Origin of the sequence: Microcoleus harperi Pol14_C6, assembly GCF_036701295.1 — a bacterium.
Taxonomy (GTDB): Bacteria; Cyanobacteriota; Cyanobacteriia; order Cyanobacteriales; family Microcoleaceae; genus Microcoleus.
In genome coordinates, this window is sequence record NZ_JAUBQN010000022.1 from 27,062 (window position 1) to 53,817 (window position 26,756).

General features: G+C 44.7%; 17 protein-coding genes and 1 tRNA gene. 15 read left to right on the forward strand and 3 right to left on the reverse strand.

Annotated elements, in window-relative coordinates:
- The first annotated feature begins 42 nt into the window (after nt 1–42).
- Nucleotides 43–774, forward strand: a complete 732-nt coding sequence (locus QUA27_RS16120) for a C40 family peptidase (RefSeq protein WP_333069055.1) — start codon at nt 43–45, stop codon at nt 772–774.
- Nucleotides 775–826: 52 nt separating this feature from the next.
- Nucleotides 827–1,831 carry a glycosyltransferase family 2 protein gene (locus QUA27_RS16125; protein ID WP_333069056.1) on the forward strand — a complete coding sequence of 335 codons (1,005 nt, stop codon included), beginning with the start codon at nt 827–829 and terminating at the stop codon, nt 1,829–1,831.
- Between the two features lie 133 nt (nt 1,832–1,964).
- Here QUA27_RS16125 and QUA27_RS16130 read toward each other — a convergent pair whose 3' ends face one another.
- On the reverse strand, nt 1,965–3,137 hold the full coding sequence (locus QUA27_RS16130; RefSeq protein WP_333069058.1) for an IscS subfamily cysteine desulfurase: 1,173 nt from the start codon (nt 3,135–3,137) through the stop codon (nt 1,965–1,967).
- A 96-nt stretch (nt 3,138–3,233) separates the two neighbouring features.
- Here QUA27_RS16130 and QUA27_RS16135 point away from each other — a divergent pair, with 96 nt between their 5' ends.
- The 11 genes from QUA27_RS16135 to cheB all read left to right on the forward strand — a co-directional run bounded on the left by QUA27_RS16135 (nt 3,234) and on the right by cheB (nt 20,487).
- Nucleotides 3,234–3,905, forward strand: coding sequence for a hypothetical protein (locus tag QUA27_RS16135; protein ID WP_333069059.1), 672 nt, complete (start codon nt 3,234–3,236; stop codon nt 3,903–3,905).
- A gap of 291 nt (nt 3,906–4,196) precedes the next feature.
- Nucleotides 4,197–5,519, forward strand: coding sequence for a four-carbon acid sugar kinase family protein (locus tag QUA27_RS16140; protein ID WP_333069060.1), 1,323 nt, complete (start codon nt 4,197–4,199; stop codon nt 5,517–5,519).
- Nucleotides 5,520–5,609: 90 nt separating this feature from the next.
- On the forward strand, nt 5,610–5,792 hold the full coding sequence (locus QUA27_RS16145; RefSeq protein ID WP_333069061.1) for a hypothetical protein: 183 nt from the start codon (nt 5,610–5,612) through the stop codon (nt 5,790–5,792).
- A gap of 152 nt (nt 5,793–5,944) precedes the next feature.
- Nucleotides 5,945–7,096 (forward strand): circadian clock protein LdpA, encoded by a 1,152-nt coding sequence (gene ldpA / locus QUA27_RS16150; RefSeq protein WP_333069062.1) that lies wholly within the window; start codon nt 5,945–5,947, stop codon nt 7,094–7,096.
- 110 nt (nt 7,097–7,206) lie between these two features.
- Complete coding sequence (locus tag QUA27_RS16155) at nt 7,207–8,973, forward strand: R3H domain-containing nucleic acid-binding protein (RefSeq protein WP_333069115.1); 1,767 nt, start codon at nt 7,207–7,209, stop codon at nt 8,971–8,973.
- Nucleotides 8,974–9,362: 389 nt separating this feature from the next.
- Entirely contained in the window at nt 9,363–11,039 is a 1,677-nt protein-coding gene (locus QUA27_RS16160; RefSeq protein ID WP_333069063.1) for a CheR family methyltransferase, read from the forward strand.
- Nucleotides 11,040–11,042: 3 nt separating this feature from the next.
- Entirely contained in the window at nt 11,043–12,173 is a 1,131-nt protein-coding gene (locus QUA27_RS16165; RefSeq protein WP_333069064.1) for a chemotaxis protein CheW, read from the forward strand.
- 548 nt (nt 12,174–12,721) lie between these two features.
- On the forward strand, nt 12,722–14,182 hold the full coding sequence (locus QUA27_RS16170) for a methyl-accepting chemotaxis protein (protein WP_333069065.1): 1,461 nt from the start codon (nt 12,722–12,724) through the stop codon (nt 14,180–14,182).
- A 462-nt stretch (nt 14,183–14,644) separates the two neighbouring features.
- Nucleotides 14,645–16,528 (forward strand): methyl-accepting chemotaxis protein, encoded by a 1,884-nt coding sequence (locus QUA27_RS16175; protein WP_333069066.1) that lies wholly within the window; start codon nt 14,645–14,647, stop codon nt 16,526–16,528.
- A gap of 105 nt (nt 16,529–16,633) precedes the next feature.
- The gene (locus QUA27_RS16180; RefSeq protein ID WP_333069116.1) at nt 16,634–19,129 is read left to right on the forward strand and encodes a hybrid sensor histidine kinase/response regulator; all 2,496 of its coding nucleotides are present in this window, start codon (nt 16,634–16,636) and stop codon (nt 19,127–19,129) included.
- 272 nt (nt 19,130–19,401) lie between these two features.
- The gene (gene cheB, locus QUA27_RS16185; protein WP_333069067.1) at nt 19,402–20,487 is read left to right on the forward strand and encodes a chemotaxis-specific protein-glutamate methyltransferase CheB; all 1,086 of its coding nucleotides are present in this window, start codon (nt 19,402–19,404) and stop codon (nt 20,485–20,487) included.
- A 147-nt stretch (nt 20,488–20,634) separates the two neighbouring features.
- On the opposite strand, the gene QUA27_RS16190 is transcribed toward cheB, so the two are convergent.
- Nucleotides 20,635–21,021 carry a response regulator gene (locus QUA27_RS16190; protein WP_015175702.1) on the reverse strand — a complete coding sequence of 129 codons (387 nt, stop codon included), beginning with the start codon at nt 21,019–21,021 and terminating at the stop codon, nt 20,635–20,637.
- A 740-nt stretch (nt 21,022–21,761) separates the two neighbouring features.
- On the opposite strand from QUA27_RS16190, the gene QUA27_RS16195 reads away from it, so the two are divergent.
- Entirely contained in the window at nt 21,762–24,569 is a 2,808-nt protein-coding gene (locus tag QUA27_RS16195; RefSeq protein WP_333069069.1) for a GAF domain-containing protein, read from the forward strand.
- Between the two features lie 101 nt (nt 24,570–24,670).
- A tRNA-Gln gene (locus QUA27_RS16200) sits at nt 24,671–24,742 on the forward strand.
- Nucleotides 24,743–25,193: 451 nt separating this feature from the next.
- Here the strand turns inward: QUA27_RS16200 and QUA27_RS16205 are convergent.
- Nucleotides 25,194–26,696 (reverse strand): serine hydrolase, encoded by a 1,503-nt coding sequence (locus QUA27_RS16205; protein WP_333069070.1) that lies wholly within the window; start codon nt 26,694–26,696, stop codon nt 25,194–25,196.
- Nucleotides 26,697–26,756 lie beyond the last annotated feature (60 nt).

The following is a 26,756-nucleotide window of genomic DNA, read 5'->3' on the forward strand; positions in this document are numbered from 1 at the left end:
GTTAAATGCGAACAATTAACAGCAAACAATAAGCAATTAGCAATGGCCAATTATCAATTATCTGATGTTCTGGAGTACCGCGCCCGATCGCACATAAATATTTACGATTCCCCAAAGTGCGATCGATTGGCAACTCAAGCAGCGCTGGGGCGACATTTGCGAGTAGTTGACCCCCCCCAGCTTATGAAGGGGGAGAAAAATGGCATAGACTCGGTTGTTGAGGGGGATACAACGGCTGTGATGGTGCGACTGTGCGAAGATGATTATCCGGGATGGCTGGATATTCGAGATGTTGAGTTGCTCGACCCGACAGAAACAGTGTATCATCCTCTGGTGCTTTCTGAGGCCGAAATCAAGGAAAAATTACCAATAGTAATTACTTTCGCTCGTGAGGCTATGAACCAATCCAATTATTATCTTTGGGGCGGTACAATCGGACCGAATTATGATTGTTCGGGCTTGATGCAAGCTGCTTTTGTGGCTGCGGGCATCTGGTTACCGAGGGATGCTTATCAACAGGAAGCTTTTACTAAACCTATTAGTATTAGCGCTTTAGAACCGGGTGATTTAGTATTTTTTGGTACGCCGGAAAAAGCAACTCATGTAGGATTGTATCTCGGAGATAATCGCTACATTCACAGTTCGGGACAAGCACAAGGTCGCAACGGTATCGGTATCGATGTTTTGTCGGAGCGTGGGGATCTAGTCAGTCAAGCTTATTACCAGCAATTGCGGGGATATGGTAAAGTTGTGGCAAGTTATCAACCTAGTTAGTTGTTGACGGTTGACTGTTGACGGTTGACTGTTGATATTATCGAATAAAAAAATGGACGCTGCATTATTTTTGGAAAAATTGGCTGCACAGCAAGCTGAGGCTGAGGTTGTTCTGGATGTTTCGGTGGTGGTGCCGGTCTATAATGAGGTGGAAAGTTTGCCTCATTTGATTGAGGCGATCGCCTCTTCTATCCAACCATCTGGACTCAGCTATCAAATTATTTGTGTAGATGACGGTTCTAAGGACGGTTCTGCTGAACTTCTCCAGCAGTTAGCCAGCACTCGCGATGACCTTTGTGCTGTAATTTTGCGCCGCAATTACGGGCAAACTGCTGCCATGTCCGCAGGTTTCGATCGCGCTCGCGGTCGTGCTATTGTTACCCTTGACGGCGATTTGCAAAATGACCCGGCTGATATTCCGCTATTGTTGGCAAAGTTAGATGAAGGCTACGATTTAGTTAGCGGCTGGCGGAAAAATAGGCAGGATAATACTATTAGTAGGTTGATTCCTTCTAAAATTGCTAACTGGTTAATTGGTCGCGTTACAGGCGTAAATTTGCACGACTACGGCTGTTCTTTGAAAGCTTATAAATCCGAGTTGGTAGCAGATTTGAATTTGTACGGGGAATTGCACCGCTTTTTGCCTGCTTTGGCGTTTATTGAAGGGGCGAGAATTGCAGAACTGCCTGTGCGACACCACGCCCGCCGTTTCGGTCAAAGTAAGTACGGAATTTGGCGGACTTTTCGCGTGTTGATGGATTTGTTAACTATTTCTTTTATGAAAAAGTTCCTGACTCGACCGATGCACGTTTTTGGACTTTTGGGACTGAGTTCTATGACGTTGGGAACGGTTTTAGGAATTTATTTGACAGTCTTAAAATTGGGTTTTGGTCAAATAATTGGAAATCGTCCTTTGCTGATTTTGGCTGTAGTTTTGCTGTTGACTGGCGTGCAGTTATTTTGTTTTGGTTTGCTGGCAGAAGTGATGATGCGGACTTATCACGAGTCGCAGGGAAAACCGATTTATCGGGTGCGCGAGGTGTTTGGTTCTAAGTAAGGGTTCGATACCAATTATACTCTGCCATAAAAAGAGGGAAAGTTTTGAGTTGTAAGTTAAATAATTTAAAACTCAAAACTCAAAACTACTTCCTAATCTTCCATTCTCTCATCTAAAATCTCAAATTTCAAATCTAAAATTGATTGACTTTTTGAGCTTGTCGGAGAGATGTAATAGTTGCGATCGCGTGTTCGGCGACTGCATCTATTTCTGCTTCGGTATTGAACCGGCCAATACCAAACCGAATTGAAGCATAAGCTAATTTGTCCGATCGCCCGATCGCTGCTAAAACATGGGATGGAGATATTTTTGCGGAAGTGCAAGCAGATCCCGAAGAAACTGCAGCCGCCGGTTGCAAACCCAACATCAACGCTTGACCGTCAACCCCGGCTACACTAATATTGAGATTCCCCGGCAATCTCTTAGTAGCGTGACCGTTGAGAAAAACATCGCCCAACTCACTCAATTTTTCCCACAAACGCTGCCGCAAATTAACCACTCGTTCTGTTTCCGACGGCATTTCTGCAATTGCCAATTCTACTGCTTTGGCAAACCCAACTATTTGCGGTGGGTAGAGAGTGCCCGATCGCATTCCCCGTTCGTGCCCTCCTCCGTGCATTTGCGGCGCTAGCTGCACTCTCGGTTTGTTGCGGCGCACGTAGAGAGCACCGATCCCTTTTGGCCCGTAGATTTTGTGGGCTGTCAAGGACATTAGATCGATATTCATCTCCTCTACGTCGAGGGGAATTTTGCCGATCGCCTGTGCCGCATCTGTGTGAAAAAGAATGTCATTTCCGCGACAAATTGCTGCAATTTCTGCGATCGGCTGGATGACGCCAATTTCGTTGTTAGCCGTCATCACGGAAACTAAAATTGTCTCGGCGCGAATCGCTTTAATCAAATCGCCTATATCAATCAGCCCGTCGCTTTTCACTGGTAAAACAGTAATGTCAAACCCCAATTTTTGCAAATAGGTACAGGGGTCAAGAATTGCATTGTGTTCGGTTTTTACTGTAATAATGTGCTTTCCTTTACTGAAATAAGCTTCAGCAATGCCTTTAATCGCTAAGTTATTTGCTTCGCTGGCGCCGCTGGTAAAAACAATTTCTTCTGGGGAGGCATTGATCGCTTCTGCTATGATTTGTCGTGACTGTTTTACCGCTGCTTCTGCTTCCCAGCCGTAGACGTGGTTGATACTGGCTGCGTTGCCGAATTGTTCGGTGAAATACGGCAGCATTGCTTCAAGTACCCTTGGATCTACGGGGGTTGTGGCGTGGTTGTCGAGGTATATAGGACGTGCGGACATAGTGCAGTTTTGGGTGAAAAAAGTGTTAGGTTTATTGTAGACGAGCCCCTTGTTCTACTACAAAACTTTATAATTAACATATATTTGTGAAGATTTATGCGAGCTGACATTCAGGGATTAGAAATTACTCTCGGTGAGCTCAAGCACCTCACCGGCGCTGGGCCCGATCGCGTATACCGGCCGGCGACAGCGACTAAGTTTGCCCGCGAAGCTTTGAAAACAGTCGGTTTAATTGTTTTGGTTCTAATTAGTTGTTGGCTGCTGGTTGCGATATTTCCTAGAGCTTATTTGTTGTGGTTCGCCCTTCACATCGCTGCGATAGTTGGTTTAATCTTTGAGGATGCGTGGAAAATTCGGTGCAGTCGGCAAAACCCACATTTAATCAATCTTTTTGATGATGTCGATCGCTATAATGGTATAATAGAAGCGATCGCCATTAATGATCAGATAGAAGATGCTGGCAATGCGGAAGTCAAAATCGGCGATCGAGCAAAAGTAATTCAAGCTTTGCAGCTAATCAGAGACGATTTAGTTCGAGCTTTGAAAACTGAAAGAATTCTTAGAGAAAACAAAAAATTTGTCGCTACTAATTCCGAATTGTTTGCCAATAACTTAAGAAATTTGAATGCCCTGCAAATTAGCGATCGAGCCAGCGAACAAGGACGATTACTCAACGAAGCTTTGCAGGTAGCGGTGGGAGTTCAAGCAGAAATGAAAAAGTTGCAAGATCGAAACGCTGCTAATTTTAAAAACGGCAAAACTCAGTAGCAGGCAAGGCTGCGTCCACCTCTTAACCAGTAGCAATATAGCAATCCTTGCAGGAGTCGTAAATTTTTGATCCCACCCCAACCCTCCCCGAACCCAAGGGGAGGGAGTAAGAAATTCACAAATGATTTAGTCTTGCTATATGCAGCTTACTGAACCGATATCACTCAAACACATTCTCCAAATTATAAGTTATGATAATTGTGAAAAACATATCATAACTATTGTAAATTTTTTCCGGTTACGTAACAGATAAGGATATCTTGGAAAGGTGACGTTAACAACCAGGTCAGTATGTCTTCTGCCAAACCCAAGATTATAGTTCTCGACGACGATCCGACTGGTTCTCAAACCGTGCACAGTTGCTTGCTGCTGACACGTTGGGACGAAGACACCCTGCGTTTGGGACTGCGGGACAAGTGCCCGATTTTCTTTATACTGACAAATACTCGATCGCTAACTCCCGAAAAAGCAGCCTCAGTCACCCGCGAAGTGTGCCAAAATCTAAAAAGGGCGATCGCCAGCGAAGAAATAGAAGACTTCCTAATAGTTAGCCGTTCCGATTCTACCCTGCGTGGCCACTATCCCATCGAAACCGACGCGATCGCCGAAGAACTCGGCCCCTTCGACGCTCATTTTCTGATTCCCGCCTTTTTTGAAGGAGGCAGAATTACCCGCCACAGCGTACACTACCTAATAGTTAACAGTGTCCCGACACCAGTACACGAAACCGAATTTGCCAAAGATTCAGTCTTCGGGTACAGTCACAGTTACCTGCCAGACTATGTAGAAGAAAAAACCAAAGGTCGCATCCCCGCTGATGCAGTCGATCGCATTTTACTCGGAGACATTCGCTACGGAAGTTTAGATCGACTGATGGACATGACAGACAACCAATGTGCAGTTGTTGACGGCCAAAGCCAAGGCGATTTAGACACATTTGCCAAACACATTCTCAATGCAGTCAGTCAAGGCAAAAAGTTTTTATTTCGCAGCGCAGCGAGTATTTTAACATCCTTAGCTGACCTCGGCCCGCAGCCAGTAGCAGCCGACGAAATGGCAAAATACGTCAGGGGCGGCAAACCGGGTGCAGTAATAGTTGGTTCCCACGTTAAGAAAACTACGGAACAATTGGAGCGCTTGTTAAAAGAACCCAATATAGTTAGCATTGAAATAGATGTATCTCACTTGCTAGAAGATTCACCCGAGTATCGCACTCAAATGCTCGATGAAATTCTCGAAAAAGTCCGCACTGCTCATGCCGATGGCAAAACGCCTGTAATTTATACCAGCCGCAAGGAACTCGAATTTGACAGTGCAGAAACCAGGTTAAAATTTGGAGAGGCGGTTTCTGCTTTGTTGATGGATATCGTGCGGGGACTGCCTGCAGATATCGGATTTTTGATTAGCAAGGGCGGGATTACTTCTAATGATGTTTTGAGTACAGGTTTGTCGCTCAAAAGTGTCAGGCAAATCGGTCAAATTATTGCCGGTTGTTCGGTGGTGAAAACAGAGGCTAATCATCCTCTGTTTCCCAATTTGCCAGTTGTTTTGTTTCCGGGAAATGTGGGGGATAGCCATGCTTTGGCTACTGTTTACAAGCGGCTGAGCAAGTAGTATAGCTCGACCAATCGCAGATTAACCCAGATGAATTTAGCTTCGAGCCAGGGAGGATAATGTTCATCTGCGGTTCGTCGATGGGTTCCCATGCTCGATCGAACTTTATGGCAACTGCCACTGCACGACCACTGCAAAAACAATCTCTCGCCTACATTTTCTTTGCCAAATCGACACCAATATGATATGATAGAAAGTCTGTCTGTAACTAAAGACGATCGCCCCATCTCCAAATCCCCCCTCAGCAGTCGCTCTCAAAAAAATCAAATTTAGGAAAAAAAATTAAGGCAGAACTCTACATATAGAGCCAACAGCGCAACAGCTACTGCTATCAGTAGCGTTTCCAGCTTGTACCCGCCTAAATTTTAAAATTAAGTAGAAATTTCCACATAGTAATTTTTAGCTGAAAGGATTAGCATATAAGGGTGACAGAACATTATCATCCCCTAAACTCATTAAAAGATGGCCATTGGTTCAAGCTGATCTGTGGGGCGAGCTTTCAACACCTGCCTGCTGTACGGAATCTCACCTTGGCTTACACCTTAGCAGGCGCTGACTGTATCGATGTCGCGGCAGATCCCGCCGCCGTCGCCGCAGCGAAAGAAGCCCTACAAGTGGCCAGCGAATTACAGGCAAGAACTCAAAACCGCAGGTTTGGCGGAAAAGGGTTGCCGTTGCTGATGGTGAGTTTAAACGATGGGGAAGACCCGCATTTTCGCAAAGCCGAATTCAACCCAGCCGATTGTCCGCTGGACTGCTGGCGGCCGTGCGAAAAAATATGTCCAGCCGAAGCAATAGTTTTTCAGAGTGCTGGCAGTGGTTTTTCCGGGGTGATAGACCAGCAGTGCTATGGCTGCGGTCGCTGTCTGCCGATTTGTCCGAGCCAACTGATTTATACTCGTTCTTACGTGTCTGCTCCCGCCGCGATCGCACCTTTAATCTTGCAATCCGGTGCCGACGCCCTAGAAATCCACACGCAAGTAGGCAGAGAGGCAGATTTTGGGCGACTTTGGTCGAGTATAGCTCCCTGGGTCGGTCAACTCAAGGTAATAGCAATTAGTTGCCCGGATGGAGACGGTTTGATTGATTATTTGCGGACACTCTATCAAATAATTTCCCCCCTTCCTTGTCCCCTAATTTGGCAAACCGACGGTAGGCCAATGAGCGGAGATATCGGAACAGGAACTACTAGAGCCGCGGTCAAACTCGGTCAAAAAGTTTTGGCTGCCCAGTTGCCGGGATACGTGCAACTTGCAGGCGGCACTAATGCTCACACTGTCAGCAAGCTCAGAGCCGAGGGACTGCTGTTGGATGGCGGGAAAAATTTGTCAGTTCCCCCTATCCCATACATTGCAGGTGTAGCTTACGGCAGCTATGCCAGGGTTTTGCTATCGCCAATTTTAGAACAGTTAGAAACAATGCAGACCGATCGAGCCTATGCCGTTCCGGTGGCAGTGGCGCGGCCAGCAGCCGAAATTCAAACATCTCGGCTACCTCAGCTCGAAGCCGTCCCAGAACTTCTCTCAGAGGCCGTGAGTTTAGCTTGTTCTCTAGTTTCCCAGCTCAAAGAATTTTAGTCATTGGGAATTGGGTCTTGGGCATTGGGAATTGGGCATTGGTACTAATGACTAATGACTAATGACTAATGACTAAAAAGTTGAAAAAGTCACCGAACACATCGAGGCGAATGCAGATTACAGACGACCTCAACAAATTATTAGACATCGTGCCAGATGAGATCCGGCAGCCCTTAGAGCAGCACCCGCAGCGCAACAATCTCATTGAGATTGTCATGGATTTGGGCCGCCGACCAGAAGCTCGTTTTCCATCCTTGGCCGAACCTCTTTCCCAAACGCCGATTACCAAAGCAGACCTCAACTATTGCATCGAGCGAGTCGGTCACTTCGGCGGCGACAATCGAGCCGGTATCGAGCAAACCCTGCACCGAATTAGCGCCCTTCGCAACCGCAGCGGCGAGATTATCGGCTTGACTTTGAGGGTTGGCCGCGCTGTGTTCGGGACGATCGGCATTATCCGCGATTTGGTGGAAACCGGTCAGTCAATTTTGATGCTCGGTCGCCCCGGGGTTGGCAAAACCACGGCCCTGCGGGAAATTGCCCGCGTGCTCGCCGATGACTTGGAAAAACGGGTGGTAATCATCGACACCTCCAACGAAATTGCCGGAGATGGAGATATTCCCCACCCAGCGATCGGCAGAGCTCGCAGAATGCAAGTTTCCCGTCCCGAACTCCAGCACCAAGTCATGATCGAAGCAGTGGAAAACCATATGCCCGAAGTGATCGTGATTGACGAAATCGGCACGGAACTCGAAGCTTTGGCGGCTCGGACGATCGCCGAAAGGGGCGTGCAGTTGGTCGGTACCGCCCACGGGAACCGGCTCGAAAACTTGATGAAAAACCCGACTCTGGCAGATTTAATTGGGGGCATCCAAGCGGTGACGCTGGGAGATGACGAAGCAAGACGGCGCGGTTCTCAAAAGACGGTTTTGGAGCGCAAATCACCGCCAACTTTTGAAATAGCCGTCGAAATGCTGGAACGCCAGCGCTGGGTAATACACGAGCGAGTTGCAGATTCGATCGACACTCTGCTGCGGGGACGCGAACCCAACCAGCAAATCAGAAGCGTTAGCGACACAGGAGAAGTAATTATCGAGCAGGAGTCGGCAACTCCCCCCGCCCGGTTTCCGGGAATCGCAGCTTCCGGTAGCACGGCTGCTGTATCGGCAATCCGGCCCGTCACACCGCTCTCTGGGTGGCGGAGTGCTGGCAAAATGGTGCCGATGCCCGCTCCCAGCCAGAACTTCGCTGCTAAAAGCGCGCCGGTTGCTGAGACTCGGTATTTCGAGCAACTGCTCGAAGAATCTCTGTCCGTCGAGCCGGTACCTAAGCCGGGACGTTTTTCCCAGAATGTCGGCCCTAACGGCGAAGATTTGCCCCTCCACGTTTATCCTTACGGCATAGCTCGCCACCAGCTCGAACAGGTGATTTCGACGCTGAACCTGCCGGTACTGCTGACGAAGGATATTGAGAGCGCTGACGTGGTTTTGGCTTTGCGATCGAACGTTCGGAACCAGTCGAAATTGAGGCACTTGGCCAAAACTCGCCAAGTTCCCCTGCACACAATTAAGGCCGGCACTATTCCCCACGTAGCGAGAGCTTTGCGGCGTCTGTTAGATATGGATGACCCCGGCACCCCGGAAGTGGCAGACCTCGCCTTATTCGCCCGCAGCGGTTCTTCTGACGAGCTCGAAGCTCTCGAAGAAACGCGCTTAGCAGTCGAGCAAATTGTCATTCCGAAGGGACAGCCGGTGGAACTCCTGCCGCGTTCTCCCAACGTCCGCAAAATGCAGCACGAACTTGTGGAACACTATCACCTGAAATCCCACAGTTTTGGGGAAGAACCCAATCGCCGCTTGCGGATATATCCAGCTTAAAGTTGGAGAGTAGTGCCTTTGAAGGCAGAAGGTAGAAGGCAGAAGGGATAATTTTTTCCTGGCTTGTGTCTTTTACCTTTTGCCTTTTTCCTTTAAGTAGCTGGCCACTTTCTGATATGATGTTTTGTGACACTGTTCTTGTTAATGCGATCGGCTAAATTCCCGATTTCTAATTCCCAATTCCCCAATTTCCAACTACCACTTCTTCGACTACACTATCTTACAAGTTCCCCAATTCTCAATAGTTCAGCTACGCACTTCCCTTCAGCTCCCTTCGGCTTTGCGAACGGATGAGCCGCAGGCTAGCAGCTATGCTCAGCACAAACTCAGCACCAGCTCAGTAAAATTTGCCACTTCCCAAATTATTAAATTAATCTCCCTAAGTTGACATGAATGATTCCATAGTTCAGCTATTTATCAACTTAATTACTACTGAGATTGGTGTGCGAATTAGGTCACAAGATCGAGCTGGTCTTTATCATAAAATTATGACTCGAATGAGATCCAAAAAAATCGCACAACCCGAAAAATATTATAAGCTTTTAATTGCCAAAAATTTGGAAAGTAAAAATGAATGGTCAGAATTAGTATTGCTATTAACAACAATTGAAAGTTATTTCATGCGAGATAAAGGACAGTTTTCTCTGTTAAAAAAAGTAATTTTTCCTGAATTGATAGAGCAGAAAAGAAACTTGCACAAGACATTGGGAATGCAGCCGACACTGCGAATCTGGAGTGCGGGCTGCTCTACCGGTGAAGAACCTTATTCTTTAGCTATTGTTTTAAAAGAATTGATTCCAGATTGGGAACAATGGAAAATATTAATTTTAGGTACAGATATCAATGAAAAAGTAATCAAAAAAGCGCCCCAGGGAGTTTACAGCCCTTGGTCATTTCGCTTGGTTGAACCGCAGATACAAAAGCAGTATTTTCATCAGAGGCAAAATGATTGGCAAATCAATCAAGAATTGCGCGAAAGTGTAACCTTTAGCTGTGTAAATTTAATCACAGATGAGTTTCCTAATATTTACCAAAATCTTTATAACATAGACTTAATTTTGTGTAGAAACGTTTTTGTTTATTTTGAACACAAGTATATTTCACTGGTACTGAAAAAATTTGCCAATACCCTGAGACCTGGAGGATATTTAATGACCGGTCACGCTGAAGTTTACGGTCAAATTATGAACGAGTTTGAACCCAAGATTTTCCCGGAGTCGGTGGTTTATCAGCGTCGGGATGCAGTAATGGAGAAAGGCTCTCAAATAGAGTCTAGGGTTGCGACGGTAGGGGAAGCCAACTCGGCATTTCGGGAATTGCCGAAAGCAGATACTATGGGCGATGATAGTGGTGAGTTGCTAACAGGGGAAACGATGCCACCTCGTTTTACTACTAACAGCAATTTTCCAGAGATAGAGATGCCGCCCGTATTAAAAATAAGTAGTCCGCTGGGGAAGATGCTGCCCTCTCTCTATCTGGAGGGCGGTTTGCCGAACACTGCCGTGTCAGTTACAGAAATAAAAATAGCAGAAAATACTCAAACTAAAACGCCTCAAATGCTAATTTTAGAGGCTAAAAAATCTTTTAAAAATAAAAATTATGCTGAGGCAATCAACAAGGCACAAGAGGCAATAGACTTGCAGGGAAATAATTTTGATGCTTATTTTTTGATCGCTCAAGTTCAGGCCAATGCCGGCAACTATTCTCAGGCAATAGAATACTGTAATAGAGCTAGAAAAGTAGAGCCTGGATCAGTATATACTGATTATTTACAAGCTCAAATTGCTGAAGAACAGGGGCAATTAGAAACAGCAAAGAATTTATTAAAGAGGATTATTTATATGTGTCCCTCTTTTGTTTCAGCTTATATAGAGCTAGGGAATATATACAATAAAGAAGGTCAAGTAAAAAGAGCTCTTAAAATGTATAATTCATCTTGTGAAATCCTGAAAGCACTACCGCCAAGCACTCCCATAGATTCACAGGGGAAAATGACAGCTAGTCAAGTGCTGATGAATGTTAAAAAAAAATTGTTACAATTATACAGTAAAGAAGCTGTACACTAAAATATGGAAACTAAACCGTATCTTATCTTTGAACAGAACGGTTTTCTCTGCGGTATAGAAGCCTGCTACATTCGGGAAATTTTCTTTCTGCCGGAGTTGACAGCAATTGCAGAAGCACCTCAAGATATTGTTGGGGCGATCGACCTTCGGGGCGAAATTCTGCCCGTGATGGATCTGAATCTCCGTTTTGGATACGCTTGGCAGGATTATGCTGTGACAGATAGTACGATCGTCATCGAGTGGCAAGAATCCAAAGTCGGTATAATTGTCAATCAAGTTCGCGAAGTTAAGGAACTCTCAGAAGAGGCCATCACTCCGCAGCTATCTTACGCGCGAGACAATTCAGAAGCTTCTCATCATTTTGTATCTGGATTTGCCCGCTGCGAAGCCGATATTATCATGCTGCTGAATCTCGATCGCTTAATTCGATATTCTCCCGAAAAATCCCAGGAAATCTGGCCTGTTTTTCCAAGCAATGCAGGTAGTGAGTCAGCAGCAGGTGAGGCAGAAACAGAAAATTCACACTGGCAAACAAATGCAAAATTGTTAGGCAAAAATCCTAAAAGTTTGAGCAATCGTCACGTTTTTTGCCCGCAGGCAACCCCGGAAGAAAAAGCAATTTTTCAATCGCGCGCTAATCAGTTGAGACGGCGAGGCGGGGGGGAAAATGATGCTGCAATTAATATGTCCCTGGCGGTGTTTGTTTTGAAGAGCGAATACTTTGGTATTCCTTTGGATCTAGTGCGCGAATTTACGGATATTAGCCAAGTAACTCCGGTTCCTTGCACTCCCGATCGCATAGTGGGAAATATAAATTTACGGGGAGAAATTGTGACGCTAATTGATATTCGCAGTGTTTTAAATATGTCTTTAAATATGTTGGATACTGCAAATTATCTCTCTAAGGCGATCATTGTTGAAGTGGCGGATTTAGTCGCTGGTATAGTTGTTGAAGAAATATTAGATATTATATACTTAAATGTGTCGGAAATTGCGGCTGTTCCGGCAGCACTGCATTCTGCTAACCGCGAATATCTACGGGGGACAGCTATTTACGGGGAAAAAATGATGGCTATTCTAAACTTGCAAAAATTGCTAACAAAAGGAGGAGTAGTTGTTGATGAAGAGGTTTGAATCAAGAACAGGGCTTACGCAGAGCATATATCTCATGAGTCAACTGAAGCATCTGGCTTGATACTTCATTTTCTTCGCAATCCAGATTCAACGCAGAGATCGGGGCTGGTAACCAGCGGGACTTAGCATGAGAGAATTATCTTGAAATGCGTCTAGGACTAAATAAGTTAGTTATACCACAATACGGTTGAGTTAAGCTCGATCCCCCCTTGAGAAAGCAGGGCGGTTTCATTCGACCTAGGGGCACACCCCCGTGGTTGCCCCGATACTTGAAACACCGATTCCCTCGTGCGTGGAGGAGGTAGGCACGGGGGCGCTACCCCTACAAAACGATTATTTCTTTGAGAATGAAACAGCCATGTCTTCTCAAAGGAGGGACAAGAACTTACTCAACGTCCTCGCAACGATGGGGGGTATGCGAGGGGGGTCTCTGAGGAAGAAATAGTTTTAACCCAAGCGTATTAAGTTATACCAAATCCGCTTTTCAAGCGAGATTTGACTAAGCAATCTAATTGGTGTATTCACGTACTTAAATTAAGGAGAAAAATATGTTTTCTAAGTTAATAAAATTAAATATTAGAAATAGAATGCTGCTTGCCTATGTAGCACCAGCAACTATATACTTGGGTTTTCCTATCCTAGTTTATACAACTACTAATCAGGTATTGAATAATTTTCATGAAGTGGAAAGGATAGAAAATGTGATCAGATACACAAATGATATGTCCGCAGGTGCTGAACAAATGGTACGGGGGATGCGTGGGTATTTAATTAATAAAAATCCGCAGTTTTTAAGTGATTTTCAAACAGGTGCAGAATTAGCTCGTCAGTCGGGCAAGAGCGCGGAGTTGAGGATAGAAAATCCTGAGCAGAGAGTTCGTTTAGAGAATATGCTACAACTCTGCAACGAATATTATGATGGTTCAAACCAAATAGTTATTTTATTACAAAAAAATAAGAAACCCGAAGCATTGGCTATATTTAATACAGGAGAACAGACAAAATTTGTGGAGGAATTTGTGGCAATAAATAAGCAATTTCGTGAAATAGAAGTAAATGCGATTAAGCAAGCTACAGAAAAAACGAAGCAATCTTTAGTTTTCTTGATCTCGGCAGTGGTATTTGGTTCTGTATTTTTATTGGTGTTAGGTGCGGTTATAGCTGGGCTGATTTCGTCAGGAATTGCCCAAACTATCGATCGGGCAATTAGCTCTATCGCCACTTCTTCCACTGAGATTGCAGCCACCGTGGAAGAACAGGAACGCATGGCAAGTCAGCAAGCAGCTTCAGTAAATCAAACTACTACTACAATGGACGAATTGGGAGCATCTTCCAGGGCGACATCACAGCAGATAGAAACCGCCGTGGTTCAAGCAATGCAAGCTCTGAATTTAGCTGGAGGTGGCACAAAAGCTGTAGAACAAACTTTAGAAGCAATGGCAGCTCTAAAAACTAAAGTTCAAGATATTCAAGGACAAATTATAGAGTTGAGCGAACAAACTGATCACATTGGTAATATTTCAACTGTAGTTAGCGATTTGGCAAATCAAACTAATATGTTAGCACTCAATGCTGCTGTTGAAGCAGTGCGGGCGGGAGAACACGGCAAGGGGTTTGGCGTGGTGGCGTCAGAAATTCGCAAACTTGCCGATCGCAGTAAAAAGTCAGGAGCGCAAATTAATCTATTAGTTGCTGATATTCAAAAGGCGATTAACTCAACGGTAATGGTGACAGACGAAGGAACTAAAACAGTGGAATCCGGCGTGAACATTGCCTCAGAAACCGCAGCGGCATTTGCAGGAGTTGCCAATGCCATTAACAATGTGGTTTTGAGCTCTCAGCAAATTTCGCTGAATGCCAAACAGCAATCGATCGCGATCGAACAGGTAGTGCAAGCTATGAACTCTCTCAATCAAGCCGCAGCCCAAACCGCTTGCGGTATCAGTCAAACTAAAGTCGGCACTCAAAAATTGAATGAAGCGGCCTTAGATTTGAAGGCAGTTTTGTAGGAGATAGATGAATCATGAGTAGTTTCCCAAAAATGCAAAATATATCCTTAATAATTAAAGCAATTGCTTTGGCGATTTGTCGCGGTACAATTCCAGGGATATTAAGGGGAGTAATAAATTGTTTATTAGCAAATCATAACCTAATCTCATATCGTTTTCGGTTGCATCGGAATGATACCGAGGACTCGGCAGTGCCGTGTCCCTACAATTGAGCGGGGTAGAGACACGGCACTGCCACCTCCTGACTGTGGCTAATATTAATTCCAATGTCATCTGAGTTGATATCAAATCTGCACTGTAGTTAGTTGTGATTTGTGAGTTATTATTTGGAAGTTGTTATTTTTTATTTACTACCCATTCCCCATTCGCTATACTTCTGCTACGCACACTTATAAATTTTCTATTGTCTATACTTAGACTATGCGAGCGTACAAATTACCATTAAGCAATTTATAGTAACCAATGATTAACAAATTTTTCCAGAAAATGCAGCACCGACTGTTGCTGCTACTAATTTTAAGTACCTTGATTCCAGTATCTATTGTTGGTTGGTATGGAATTTATTCTTCAACAGAAGCACTGCAAAATTTAGCATTAATAACCCTTAGTGACAGTGTTAATTCTACCGCAAATCAAATGATTAACAAATTTGAAAATATGAGAGCAGATATTTTGTTTCTCCCCAAAACTCCCCCTGTTCAGGGAATGATTAGAGCTAAAGAAGGAAATGGAGTAGACAAACAAACTAATTCAACTTATAAAGATTGGCTTTATCGAATGCAACTCACATTTTTAGCTATGATGGAAGCCAAACCATATTATATGCAATTGCGTTACATAGATAACAGTGGCAAGGAGATCGTGCGCGTAGATTCTGACGGGACAAATATCCAAGTTATTCCAGAGTCTCAACTACAAAATAAAGCAGACAGAGATTACTTTATGGCAACTATGAAGCTAAAATCAGGAGAAGTCTATGTGTCTTCTTTAGAGCTGAATCAGGAAAGGGGGAAAATAGAAATTCCTTACAAGCCAACAATTCGCTACGCAACTCCAATTTTTAATCCCAAAGGAGAAAGACAAGGTGTTTTGATTAGCAATGCTCTGGGTAGCACTCTAATCGATAGGGTTAAAAAATTTAATCATGAATTTTCAGATCAATCTTTTATCTTAAATCAAGATGGATATTATCTGGCTCATCCCAATCCTAAAAAAGCATGGGGATTAGAACTTAAAACCAAGGAAAATGTCAAAAACGATTATTCAGCAGGCATTGTTGCTAAAATACTCTCAGGTGGTGAGGGAAATATTGATAATAGGGATCTAGTGATTAGTTATCATACAGTTTTTCCCAGCAAACAAAATAAAAATAAATTTTTAGTAGTTGTGGATAGTTCACCCAAAAAAACGCTATTCAATTCTATTGATTCTCTTCAAAAAATAACAGCTATTATTGCTATTGTTTCTCTGGCTGTGGTGCTGGGAGTTGGATGGTTTTTTCTGCAAAAAATAGTGGCTCTAATTCGGGGTTTGATTTACGAGATATCGTCATTCTCAAGGCAAATAGAATCTAATATGAACAGGCAAGAGCAAATATCAAATAGACAATTTGTCTCGGTTAATCAAACAACTATAACTCTAGAAAATTTGGGCATATCTTCTCAGGCAACAGCCGAGCAAGCTGAGTCTGTTGCCGTTGCCGCTCGCCAAGCTTTAAATCTAGCCGAAGAAGGTACTAAAAAGGTAGAGCAAACTCTCAATCAAATGCTGAATCTTAGAGAAGCTGTGGTGGCAATTTCTAAGCAAAATCATCGACTCGACGACAGCACGAGTCAGATTGGCAATATATCGACTCTCGCAAGTTTGGTTAGCGATTTAGCCAGCCAAACTAATATGCTGGCTCTCAACGCCGCTGTTGAAGCAGTCAGAGCCGGCGAGTACGGTAAAGGTTTTGGGGTGGTAGCAAGCGAAATTCGTAAGTTAGCAGATGAAAGCCAAGAAGCAGCACAAAAGATTAATGGTATTATTCCAGAAATTAAGGGTGCGATCGACTCAACGGTAAAAGCAACTGAAGATAGTCGCAAAACGGTTGCAGAAGGGGTGAAAACAGCACAAGATACGGCAGAAGCTTTTACGGGTGTGAGGGAAGCTTGCAATCTGGTGTTTGCTAGCAACCAGCAAATTTCCTTTAACGTTAAACAGCAGGCGATCGCAATTCAGCAAGTAGGTGATGCCATGAATTCTATGAAGGAATCCGCGTCTCAAACAGTCAGCGGCATTACTCAAGTTAAAATCGGTACTCAACAACTCACAGAAGCTGCATTTAATCTTAAAGAAGTAGTGTAGTGATTAGTCATTAGTCATTAGCAATCGACTGATGATTCAACATAATTATCATTACGAACTACCCATGAACCTTGTTCAATTACCTATTACTCAAGAACATATATGATGATTGAAGATCAAGAACTTCGAGATGTATTTAAAGTCGCCAGTCAAGAACACTTACAGAAACTAGACGACGGATTGCTGTACTTAGAACAACATCCGAGCGACTTAGGTAAGTTAGAACAATTGTTGCGAGAAACCCATTCTCTTAAAGGTGATGCTGGGATGCTAGGCGTAAAAGATGTAGCATCTTTAGCTCATCAAATGGAGCATATTTTGGGAGACCTCAAGCGGGGAGAAACTCAACTGAATTCGGATATTAGCGATCGACTTTCGCAAGGTTTAGAAGCCATGCGGAAACTCGTTAACGAAGCAGTTACCGGGGAAGATTCCGGCGTTAATACTTTTTACATCCTCGCTAGCATGATGGGTGCTTCTAGTCAGCCACAGCCACAGGAAGCAGCCTTAAAATTAGATCCCTCATCTTCACAAGTACCAGAACAACCTTTGGTAAAACCGCAATTTACTGAGCCTGCTACCCAAGGACTAGAAACAAATGTTGAAACTTCTCAAGTTCTTAACTTAGAGAAAAATTCCTCTTTTTTAGACTTACAATCCAAGCCAGAATTTATAGTGGAAGCTCAAAACTTGCCTGCACCTTATGAACCAGCCACTGCGTCGGCTTCGCAGTCGGCAGTTACTGCTTCCTCAACCTCATCTTACCGCATTGAAACCATTCGCGTTGCTACTAAAAATTTAGACGATTTAATGACTCAAGCGGGGGAACTTACTGTCACAAAAACTCGGCTAGGACACCGAGTTGCAGAGATAGAACAAATTACAACTTTGTGGGAAGAGTGGAGCCGAGAATATTTTGTAACGAGGTTGACTGTCGATCGGATGCAAATAGATGAAAACGGTATTAAAGCCAACGGTAAATTTAGCCAATTGCAGGATTACTATCAACGTACAGAAGAACGTTTAGAAAGTCTCGGCACTTTAGTTAACCACTTGAAAAATCGAGTTTATGAAGATACTGCCAGACTAGAATTAATCGCTGAGGCATTAGAATCAGGAATTCGCACTTTGAGACTGCTGCCTTTGTCTACAATTTTTAATTTATTTCCTCGAACTGTTCGAGACTTAGCGAAACGGGAAGGTAAAGAAGTTGCATTAGTGATTGAAGGAGGCGAAACTACAGCCGATAAACGCATTTTAGAGGAAATGAAAGATCCTTTAATGCACATGATTAGAAATTCAATAGACCACGGTATTGAGACTGTTGAGGAGCGGAAAAAACTAGGTAAACCTCCCGTGGCTACTCTCCGAATTAAAGGCTATAATATTGCTAGCAATATTATTATTGAAGTTGCTGATGATGGCCGGGGACTAAATCTAGAGAGCATTGAACAAACGGCTGTAAAACGTAATATTTGTACGCGTGAAAAACTGGCAGAAATGACAGAACATCAAATACAGTCTTTGATTTTTACTCCAGGCTTTTCGACTAAGAAATTTGTTACCGAAGTATCGGGGCGCGGGGTGGGTTTAGATGTAGTTCGGACTAATGTTGAAACCCTAAAAGGTAGTATCCAAGTAGAGTCTTTACCGGGTAAAGGATGCACTTTTAGACTGCAAATTAGCACGTCTTTAGCTACAGCCAATGTATTAATTGTCATAGTTGAAGATATTCCTTATGCTCTACCAGTCGAGTTTGTAGACACGGCTCAACAGGTGTCTCAGTCTGAGATATTTGCTATAGAAGGTAAGGAAACTATACTTTCAAACGGGCAGCCTCTGTCAGTTGCTCATCTAACAGATTTACTAGAATTAAACAATAGACAAGGGGGGCAAAAAAATCGGTATTTGAGGCAGGAAAGCGGGATCGAAGCTCTGAGAAAAAATCAAAACTCCTTCCTAAATTCAACTTCTTCAAAAATGCCTTGCATTGTTTTGAAAGTCGGGGAGGAAAGATTGGGATTATTTGTAGATGCTTTGATAGACGAACAAGATGTGGTGATGAAACCTCAAAGTCAATTGCTGAAACGAGTGCGAAATGTTTCGGGTGCCACAATTCTGGGGACTGGGGAAGTTTGTATGGTACTCAATCCCCACGATTTGATAAAATCTGTACGCCAGCAAGTTTCCTCCCGTATGGTTCCTGGTGCGCGATCGCAACTTGAGACTGCCAGCAGAAAACAAGTTATACTATTAGCAGAAGACTCGATCGCCACGCGCACTCAAGAAAAGCGCATCCTGGAAGGTGCGGGTTACGAAGTTGTGACTGCGGTAGATGGATTGGATGCTTTCCATAAATTAAAAACTCGCAATTTTGATGCTGTGATTTCTGACGTACAAATGCCAAATTTAGACGGTTTGGCTCTGACTATAAAAATTAGGGAGCAAAAAGAATACAGTGAGTTGCCGATAATTTTAGTGACATCTTTGGCATCGGATGAAGATAGGAAAAGAGGAGCTGATGCGGGGGCAAATGCTTATATTCCTAAAGGTACTTTCAATCAAGATGTGTTGGTAGATACACTAAAAAGGTTAGTTTAGTTATGAGTCCTTAGTCCTTGGTTATTAGGCATTTGTTATTTACTACCAATTAGCAAGGCCCAATACCCAGTACCCAGCGCACAATTACCAGTGCATCGATGCTTAATACCCAATACTTTGACTACGCGGTTACTGAGGTAGTTGTACTGAGCTTAGCCACTCGCTCTGCGCGGCTTGCCCCCTCACTAAGCTTAAGGGAAGTAAGTCGTAGGGCATTACAAGTACCTAATTTCCCATTCCCCATTTCCCATTCCCCATTTTCCAGCAAACAGATGTTATCGCCCATTAAACTATTGTTAGTTGAAGATTCTCCAGTAGTTACGATCGTCCTCAAACGAATTTTTGAGTCCTCGCCAGACATCCAAGTTGTAGGAACCGCTTGCAACGGACTAGAAGGACTAGAATTAATCCCCAAACTTCAGCCCCAAGTAATCTGTACCGATTTGAACATGGCACCAATGAACGGGTTAGAATTTACTGAAGAAGTAATGAAGAAATATCCGCTACCAATTTTAGTAATTAGTGCCTCAGTGCAAGCGAATGATACTCAGAATGTATTTCAAGTGTTAAAGGCTGGTGCATTGGATGTTTTTCCTAAACCGATGGGCGGGCTGGTATCAGATTACGCTCTTCTAGCCAATCAATTAATAGCTAAAGTTAAAATACTCTCAGGAGTTAAAGTATTTACACGACATCAAAAAAAGATGCTAACACCAGATAATAATCCAATTGTAAAAATCAATGAAGCACCAGTTTATAATTACAAGTTTTCCAAAGAAAATGTTAAATCTTCCACTATTAAAGTATTGGCGATAGGGGCTTCTACAGGGGGACCGCAAGCACTATATACAATTATTTCTAAACTTCCAGCTAGTTTTCCAGTACCTATAATTTGTGTCCAGCACATCAGTGAAGGTTTTTTGCAAGGATTAGTTGATTGGCTGGGTTGTGAATCGAAACTGCCTGTTAAGATAGCTTCTTTTGGGGAATTACCACAAGCAGGAACTGTTTATTTCCCGCCAGAAAAACGTCATTTAGAATTGGACTCTCAAGGGCGATTTGTTTATTCAGAAGCTAGTCATGCCGCGGGACACTGCCCTTCTGTAACCGTGACATTTAAGTCAGTAGCTAATTTTTATAGTCGGGGAGCAGCGGGGGTTTTGCTGACAGGAATGGGTAGAGATGGTGCTGACGGAATGTTGGCGATTGCCAGACAAGGGGGATTGACAATCGCCCAAGACGAAGCTACCTGCATTGTCTTCGGAATGCCCAAGGAGGCGATCGCCCTCGGTGCTGCCCAATATATTCTACCTGTCAGTGCGATCGCCCCCCTACTCCTGGCTAAATTTAAAATTTAGGACTTACCTCGCAAATTGTGCATAATACCCCGCCGCCAGACTTGTTAAAGAAGTCGAGGTTCAGAGAACACCATCGCAACTGTTTAGTTCATTAATTACTCAAATTAATTCATTAATTACTCAAAACTAATTTCTTTCTAAGTCCGCTTATTTGATTTTGATAAACTTACCAATTACCTCGCGCAACTTATCAGCATCAAACGGCTTAGTTAAATACTCTGTTGCTCCCGCCAAACGCCCCTGTACCTTATCAAATGCTCCATCTCGCGCTGTCAGCATTACGATCGGCAAATTCTGAAACTGAGGCAAGCTCCGCACCGTGCGGCAGAGTTCCAATCCGTCAATACCAGGCATCGAAACATCCAGCAACAAAACAGAAATTTGTTCGTGATAAATAGTTGACAAAGCATCCACTGCATTGTCGGTTACGAGAACTCGAAACTCTTTGCTTAAGGCCTGTTTAACAAGTCCTTGCATCACGACGCTATCATCAACTGCCAAAATAGTTGGTACTTGACTGCTACTTGCAGACATATTCTTCTCCCTGTTTATTTATAGTTCTTGAAAATACAAAACATACTTCCTGCAGTTATTTTTTGAGGGTTGCCTCTACACAATAATTGTCAACCCCGTTGGAGCGTTAGTTGAAACATTACCCCTGTTTTTTTACCTCAAACTCGAAAAAAGGAATTGGGAGAGTGGTCGATCGGCAATTACCACAGTTGCCAAATGTGCATCCGGGCCCAGAAACCCTAAAGGTCGAGTTTGAACAACTATTGTTACAAAGTTTAACATCTTACCAATTTTTTGTAATTCATCTCCTAACAGTAGTTGAACTCCCGGCTAAGGCACAGCTCGGTAAAGGACACTGGTATTGTGGCACAAACCCCTGATTTAAATCTACCAGCAAGCCAGCTACCCACGATTAGACAAGTCTGTTAAAATACAATTAAACTGATAAAAAAATTCTAGGTAAGCAATAGTCATATATTTTGGAAAGCGGCTTCCTCCCAACAGAGGCTCTTAAATTTAGAGAGCCGGAGGTATTCAAAAGCATAGTCAACTGGAAGTATAATTTATATAGTCTAAGATTTGGGGTGCTCTAACTCCGATAACTCAAAAGTTTCCCGCTCAGTCAAGAGGTTAGTCTGAATTCGGCGCAAGCAACCTGCGCCGAATTTGCGCCCAGAGTCTCCCAGCACAGAATTCATAGGTTGTTTTTCAAGGGAAGTATTGAGAAGGGCGGTTGCCAGCAACTAGACGGGCAGTTACATATGATGAAAGCACCCTTGCCTTTTAATAAAAAAGTGTTCAAGCTCCATAACATTGACTTGTATCAACTTCTCGGCTCTGCTCCAGACGCTTGCTTGGACAATTTGGTAGGTTTGGCAGCTCAAATCAGCCGAACTCCTATTGCTTTCTTGAGCTTGATTGACGGTAATCGCCACTGGTTGAAGTCGCAGTTAGGTATCGATCAAACTTTGGCCCACCGTTACCTGAATTTTTGCAATCGCGCCCTGAACCAAACTCCCGAAGAGTTCGCCCAGAGATCAAACTCAAACTCGGAATTTGACCGGGCAATTTCCCTGCAACAACCGCCAGTTGCTCCCGAATTGGCGATCGAACTCCCTATAAATTCCTTTAAAGAACTGCCCGCCGCCATTATCCGAGACGCTTCCACAGATGTGAGATTTGGCGAGCATCCGCTGATCGTTTTCTACCCCTTCGTGAAATTTTACGCCGGAATCCCAGTTGTCAGCTCTGATGGGCAGGTGCTGGGAGTCCTATCCGTCATGGACTCGGTGCCGCGAGACTTGACAAAAGAAACAATAGAAGCTGTACAAGCTTTGAGTCGGCAAGTTGCGAGTTTGGTGGAGCTGCGCTGGCAATTACTCAAAGCCCAGAAACCGTTGCCAGAGGTAGAAGATATCACCTCCAACAGCCAGCAAATATCGGAGTTAGTTCCTGCCTCGAACCGTGACAGCTTGTGTGCGGTACATACGCCACAGAGCAGCATGAGAATATACGCAACAAAAAAGCTCCCGACGCTCGATGAAACAGGCCAACCTGAATATTTGTGGGAAACTTCAGCGAGCATCGGGCGTGCAGACGATACCAAACAAATCCGAGAAATCGTTGTCGGCTCCAGGGACATCTCCGATCGCCAACTAACCGCCGCGTCGCTAGAAGAGCGATTGCGCTTGGGAGCTCTGCAAGCTAAAGTCGGTGCCGCCCTCGGACAAGGTGGGAAAATATCGCCCATCCTCAACCGCTGCACCGAGGCAATGGTAGATTACCTCGACGCCAAAGAAGCGAGTATCTGGACGTTCAACCCGCAGACAGAGCAGTTAGAATTGCAGGCCGATTCAGGACTCACCACCGAAGGCTGGCAACGGGAAATAGAAGATTGGGTGCGAGCAGAACCGGGAAAACTCCAAACGGCTCCTGTATGCCTAATGTCGAACCCGTCTCTCTGCGCCATTGCCTATCCGCTGATAGTGGACGAGCGACTGGTGGGAGTGATGGCTCTGTGCAGTAGCGCTTTGGTAAGCGAGGGAGCGCTAGAAGTTCTGAGCTGCATGGCTAACGCCATCGCCGTGGCGATCGATCGCATCACGGCCCGAGAAGAATTGTTGAACCGCCGGGAAGGCTTGCTGTTCGGCCTAGCCAGCCAGATGCGAAATTCCCTCGACCTCGACAAAATTTTAGATACGGCTGTCAACGAAATTCGCAGCTTGTTGCAGGTTGACCAGTGCTACTTTTTGTGGTACTCCATCTCGCGAGACGGGCAGCCAAGCTTTGCAATCACCCACGAGGCGGCAAATCCCGAACTTAAAGAGCGGCTCACAGAATACCCGATCGAACAAGTAACCCTGCTGGCCGAGAAAATTTGCCACCGCCAAACGCTCCGGATCGGGGACGCGGCAACAGCACTCTGCATCGAACAGCCGACGCGAGATTTTTTGACCAGTATCGGGATTGTTTCTAACCTGCTGCTGCCGCTCAAGACTCGCTCCGGTCAAATGGGGGCTGTAGTTTGCAACCATTACAGCAGCCACCGTTCCTGGGCGACGAGCGAAGTAGAATTGCTGCAAGCGGTGGTGGATCAACTGGCGATCGCGATCGACCAAGCCGAACTCTACGCCCAAACCCGCGCGGCAGCCTTAGCAGCCCAAACTCAAGCCCGCCAACTCACGGAAACTTTGCAGCAGTTGCAGCAGAAAGAAGCTCAGCTCATCCAAAACGAAAAAATGTCCTCTCTCGGTCAAATGGTCGCCGGCGTCGCCCACGAAATTAACAATCCGGTTAATTTTATTTACGGCAACTTGACTTATTGCAAGCAGTACATGAAAAATCTGCTGGATTTACTGCACTTGTATCAAAAGCACTACCCCGACCCTTGCCCCGAAATACTCGACAAAAACGAAGAAATCGATGTTGATTTCATAGCGCCGGATTTGCTGAAAATTCTGTCTTCAATAGAGATGGGAACTGAACGCATCCGCCAAATTGTCCTGTCTCTGCGGAACTTCGCACGGCACGACGAAGCAGAGATGAAGCTGGTGGACATTCACGAAGGGATTGACAGCACGCTGCTGATTTTGCAGAGCCGCTTGAAGTCAAATGGGCTAATACCGGGAATTGAGGTAATTAAAGACTACGGCAACTTGCCGAAGGTAGAATGCTATCCCGGACAGCTAAACCAAGTATTTATGAATATTTTGGCGAATGCGATCGACTCTTTGGAAAATCAGCCTCCACCCAAGACGATCAAAATCTCGACGGCGGTGCTGGGCCCAAACTCCGGGGCTGATGATTCAGAAAAGTCAAGCGGTCAAGTTGTGGTGATTCGGATTCAAGACAGCGGGCCCGGATTGGCCGAAAAAGCTAAATGCCACTTGTTTGACCCTTTCTTTACCACTAAACCTGTGGGCAAGGGTACGGGACTCGGCTTGTCTATCAGCTACCAGATTGTGGTGGAAAAACACGGAGGAAGCTTGAACTGTATCTCGAAACCGGGAGAGGGAGCGGATTTCAGGATTGAAATTCCGGTAGCTCGCCCGCGTGCGATCAAAGAATAAACCTGCTGGCGATCGGTTTCAAAAAGATTTTTTAAATTTTATTGTCAAAATGCTTGACAGATTGCTGTGTTTGAATGTTAAGATAGTGAAGGTTAAGACGTTGGGGCGTCGCCAAGTGGTAAGGCAGCGGGTTTTGGTCCCGCCATTCAGAGGTTCGAATCCTTTCGCCCCAGTTAAATTGTTTGAGGTCAATCAATTATTTAACTCATAGTTTAGAGTTAGTTATTGACCGACGATAGAAAAAAGACTCCATAACTACAAACCTAATTAGGACTTGCTCACAGGATATAAGAAACCGGCTTTCTTGCTGGGGGTTTTACCTAAAAGCCTAGATTTGTGGTCAAGAAATTGGTTTTTTTGGTCGTCAGTACCCTTTTTTGGTAGAAACCGTTGTTTTTGCGTAAGATCACTTCTGAGTGCACCGGAATTGTAAAATCGAGTAAACATTCAACACTCATATCAAATCGGGTTGCATTGGAATGATTAAACCGCTCTTGACGCCGAAAAAACAGAGAAAGAGAACACAGAGATGAATAATTCCGATGCTACCGGATTTGATATCAACCATCCTTCAATTTTTCGACTAACAGTCAACAGTCAACAGTCAACCCGCCCTACTCCATATCACTGCACAGTGCTGGGGCCACGAGCATTTAGTCGATCGAAAACGTATCGGGAAATTGCCGGAAATGCTGTTTCGTCCTTGGCATAAGCCGGATCGTCTGCAAAAACAACTAAGATATAAATCGCGCGATCGTCTAAAGTTCTAACAAATGCCGCTTCGCTGCGGGATTTGGAAGTATAGCCAACTTTGGAACCAAAATAAATATTAGTTGGTAAAGATTCGCCGAGAAATCCTTGTATCGAATTGCTGGGGTCATTTTTCCAGGCCTTGGGGTCTAAGTCTCTCGTCAGCAAGTAAGCCATTTTGCGGCTCGCGACGCTGGAAACCGCTTGCCTAGTATAGATTTCATATATTAATCTGGCGGCTTGGTCGGTAGTTACTTGATTGCGAATCGGCTGGGAAGCATCGCCCCGTAATTGCAAGTCGCGACCCATAGGACCTTCTTGCCTCAAATAGTATATGGGATAATTTTTGGTGCTTATACGAATATCATTGTAGCCTGCAGACTGGAAAAATGTGTTAATTTGAGTGCGCTTTTTCAGCCAGGTTTGCAATTCTTCTCCTGCGAGCCGTCCGCCGGATTTTGTATCTGTGATTTTGTCTAAAAGCCTGCTTGCAGCATCGTTGTTGGAGACGCGAATCATTTGATCGAGGTCGTTTTTAAAGGTAGATTCTCGTTGCGTAATGATGCCTTTTTCGATGGCTGAGTAAAAGGCTGCCATCCAAAATAACTTGGCAACGCTAGCGGGAAATCGGAGAGTTTGATTTTGATATCCGGCGAAGGTATGAGTTTTAGGATTGCTGACATCAAATAAGGTAATTGATAGCCGTTCTGCCGGCAGTCCTTTGCTGGTTGCAATCTTCACAGATTCATCAACAATCCCTTGCAATTCTTGAGAGTAAACTGGATTGGGAGGTGTTTTGATGTTGTAGCTGAAGGTAGGTTCGCTTTGATGATCGGCTAAATTTTCCGATGGTTCAATTGTCGGAGGCGATAGTGTTTCTTGAGGCGAGACGGGCTGTTGAGCCAAGATGACTGGCGGTTCTGGGGGACGGCGAATTCTGAAGGGTATTGTGACGAGCCAAAAGAACGCGATCGCCCCGGCGATTAAACACAAAATGTTACGGTATTTTAGCCGAGAAAATTTCGTCCTCACTCGGCGACGAGATGGCACTGGGCCTTCGCTGCTTTGGCGTCGGCGTCCGACTGGGCGCTGGCTGCTTTGGCGTCGGGATTGGATTAGACCTGTTGCATGAATATTTGCTCGCTCGGTCAACCGCAGATACCAGGCAGATGAACGCAGATTAACCCAGATAATTTCAAGAATTGAGAGCGACTTTTGCAAGAGGTCTATAGGGCGTCGGGTCTGGATTGGGCGACGAGATGGGACTCGGCGCTCGGTGCTTTGGCGTCGGGACTGGACTGGACGCTCGCTGCTTTGGCGTCGGGACTCGATTGGGCGTTGGGGCCCGATGGGGCGGCGTCGGCGTTCTACTTGCATTACAGTTTTGTGCTATCAAACTCGCACGATCAGTTTATAATAGGGCGGCATCTAAATGAC

What these genes read in the sequence shown, in the direction of transcription:
- QUA27_RS16160 (WP_333069063.1), top strand. Translation starts at nt 9,363, where the DNA reads ATGAATGATTCCATAGTTCAGCTATTTATCAACTTAATTACTACTGAG.
- QUA27_RS16140 (WP_333069060.1), top strand. Translation starts at nt 4,197, where the DNA reads ATGTCTTCTGCCAAACCCAAGATTATAGTTCTCGACGACGATCCGACT.
- QUA27_RS16190 (WP_015175702.1), bottom strand. Translation starts at nt 21,021, where the DNA reads ATGTCTGCAAGTAGCAGTCAAGTACCAACTATTTTGGCAGTTGATGAT.
- QUA27_RS16125 (WP_333069056.1), top strand. Translation starts at nt 827, where the DNA reads ATGGACGCTGCATTATTTTTGGAAAAATTGGCTGCACAGCAAGCTGAG.
- cheB (WP_333069067.1), top strand. Translation starts at nt 19,402, where the DNA reads ATGTTATCGCCCATTAAACTATTGTTAGTTGAAGATTCTCCAGTAGTT.
- QUA27_RS16195 (WP_333069069.1), top strand. Translation starts at nt 21,762, where the DNA reads ATGATGAAAGCACCCTTGCCTTTTAATAAAAAAGTGTTCAAGCTCCAT.
- QUA27_RS16130 (WP_333069058.1), bottom strand. Translation starts at nt 3,137, where the DNA reads ATGTCCGCACGTCCTATATACCTCGACAACCACGCCACAACCCCCGTA.
- QUA27_RS16120 (WP_333069055.1), top strand. Translation starts at nt 43, where the DNA reads ATGGCCAATTATCAATTATCTGATGTTCTGGAGTACCGCGCCCGATCG.
- QUA27_RS16155 (WP_333069115.1), top strand. Translation starts at nt 7,207, where the DNA reads ATGCAGATTACAGACGACCTCAACAAATTATTAGACATCGTGCCAGAT.
- QUA27_RS16135 (WP_333069059.1), top strand. Translation starts at nt 3,234, where the DNA reads ATGCGAGCTGACATTCAGGGATTAGAAATTACTCTCGGTGAGCTCAAG.
- QUA27_RS16170 (WP_333069065.1), top strand. Translation starts at nt 12,722, where the DNA reads ATGTTTTCTAAGTTAATAAAATTAAATATTAGAAATAGAATGCTGCTT.
- QUA27_RS16145 (WP_333069061.1), top strand. Translation starts at nt 5,610, where the DNA reads ATGCTCGATCGAACTTTATGGCAACTGCCACTGCACGACCACTGCAAA.
- QUA27_RS16175 (WP_333069066.1), top strand. Translation starts at nt 14,645, where the DNA reads ATGATTAACAAATTTTTCCAGAAAATGCAGCACCGACTGTTGCTGCTA.
- QUA27_RS16205 (WP_333069070.1), bottom strand. Translation starts at nt 26,696, where the DNA reads ATGCAAGTAGAACGCCGACGCCGCCCCATCGGGCCCCAACGCCCAATC.
- QUA27_RS16165 (WP_333069064.1), top strand. Translation starts at nt 11,043, where the DNA reads ATGGAAACTAAACCGTATCTTATCTTTGAACAGAACGGTTTTCTCTGC.
- QUA27_RS16180 (WP_333069116.1), top strand. Translation starts at nt 16,634, where the DNA reads ATGATTGAAGATCAAGAACTTCGAGATGTATTTAAAGTCGCCAGTCAA.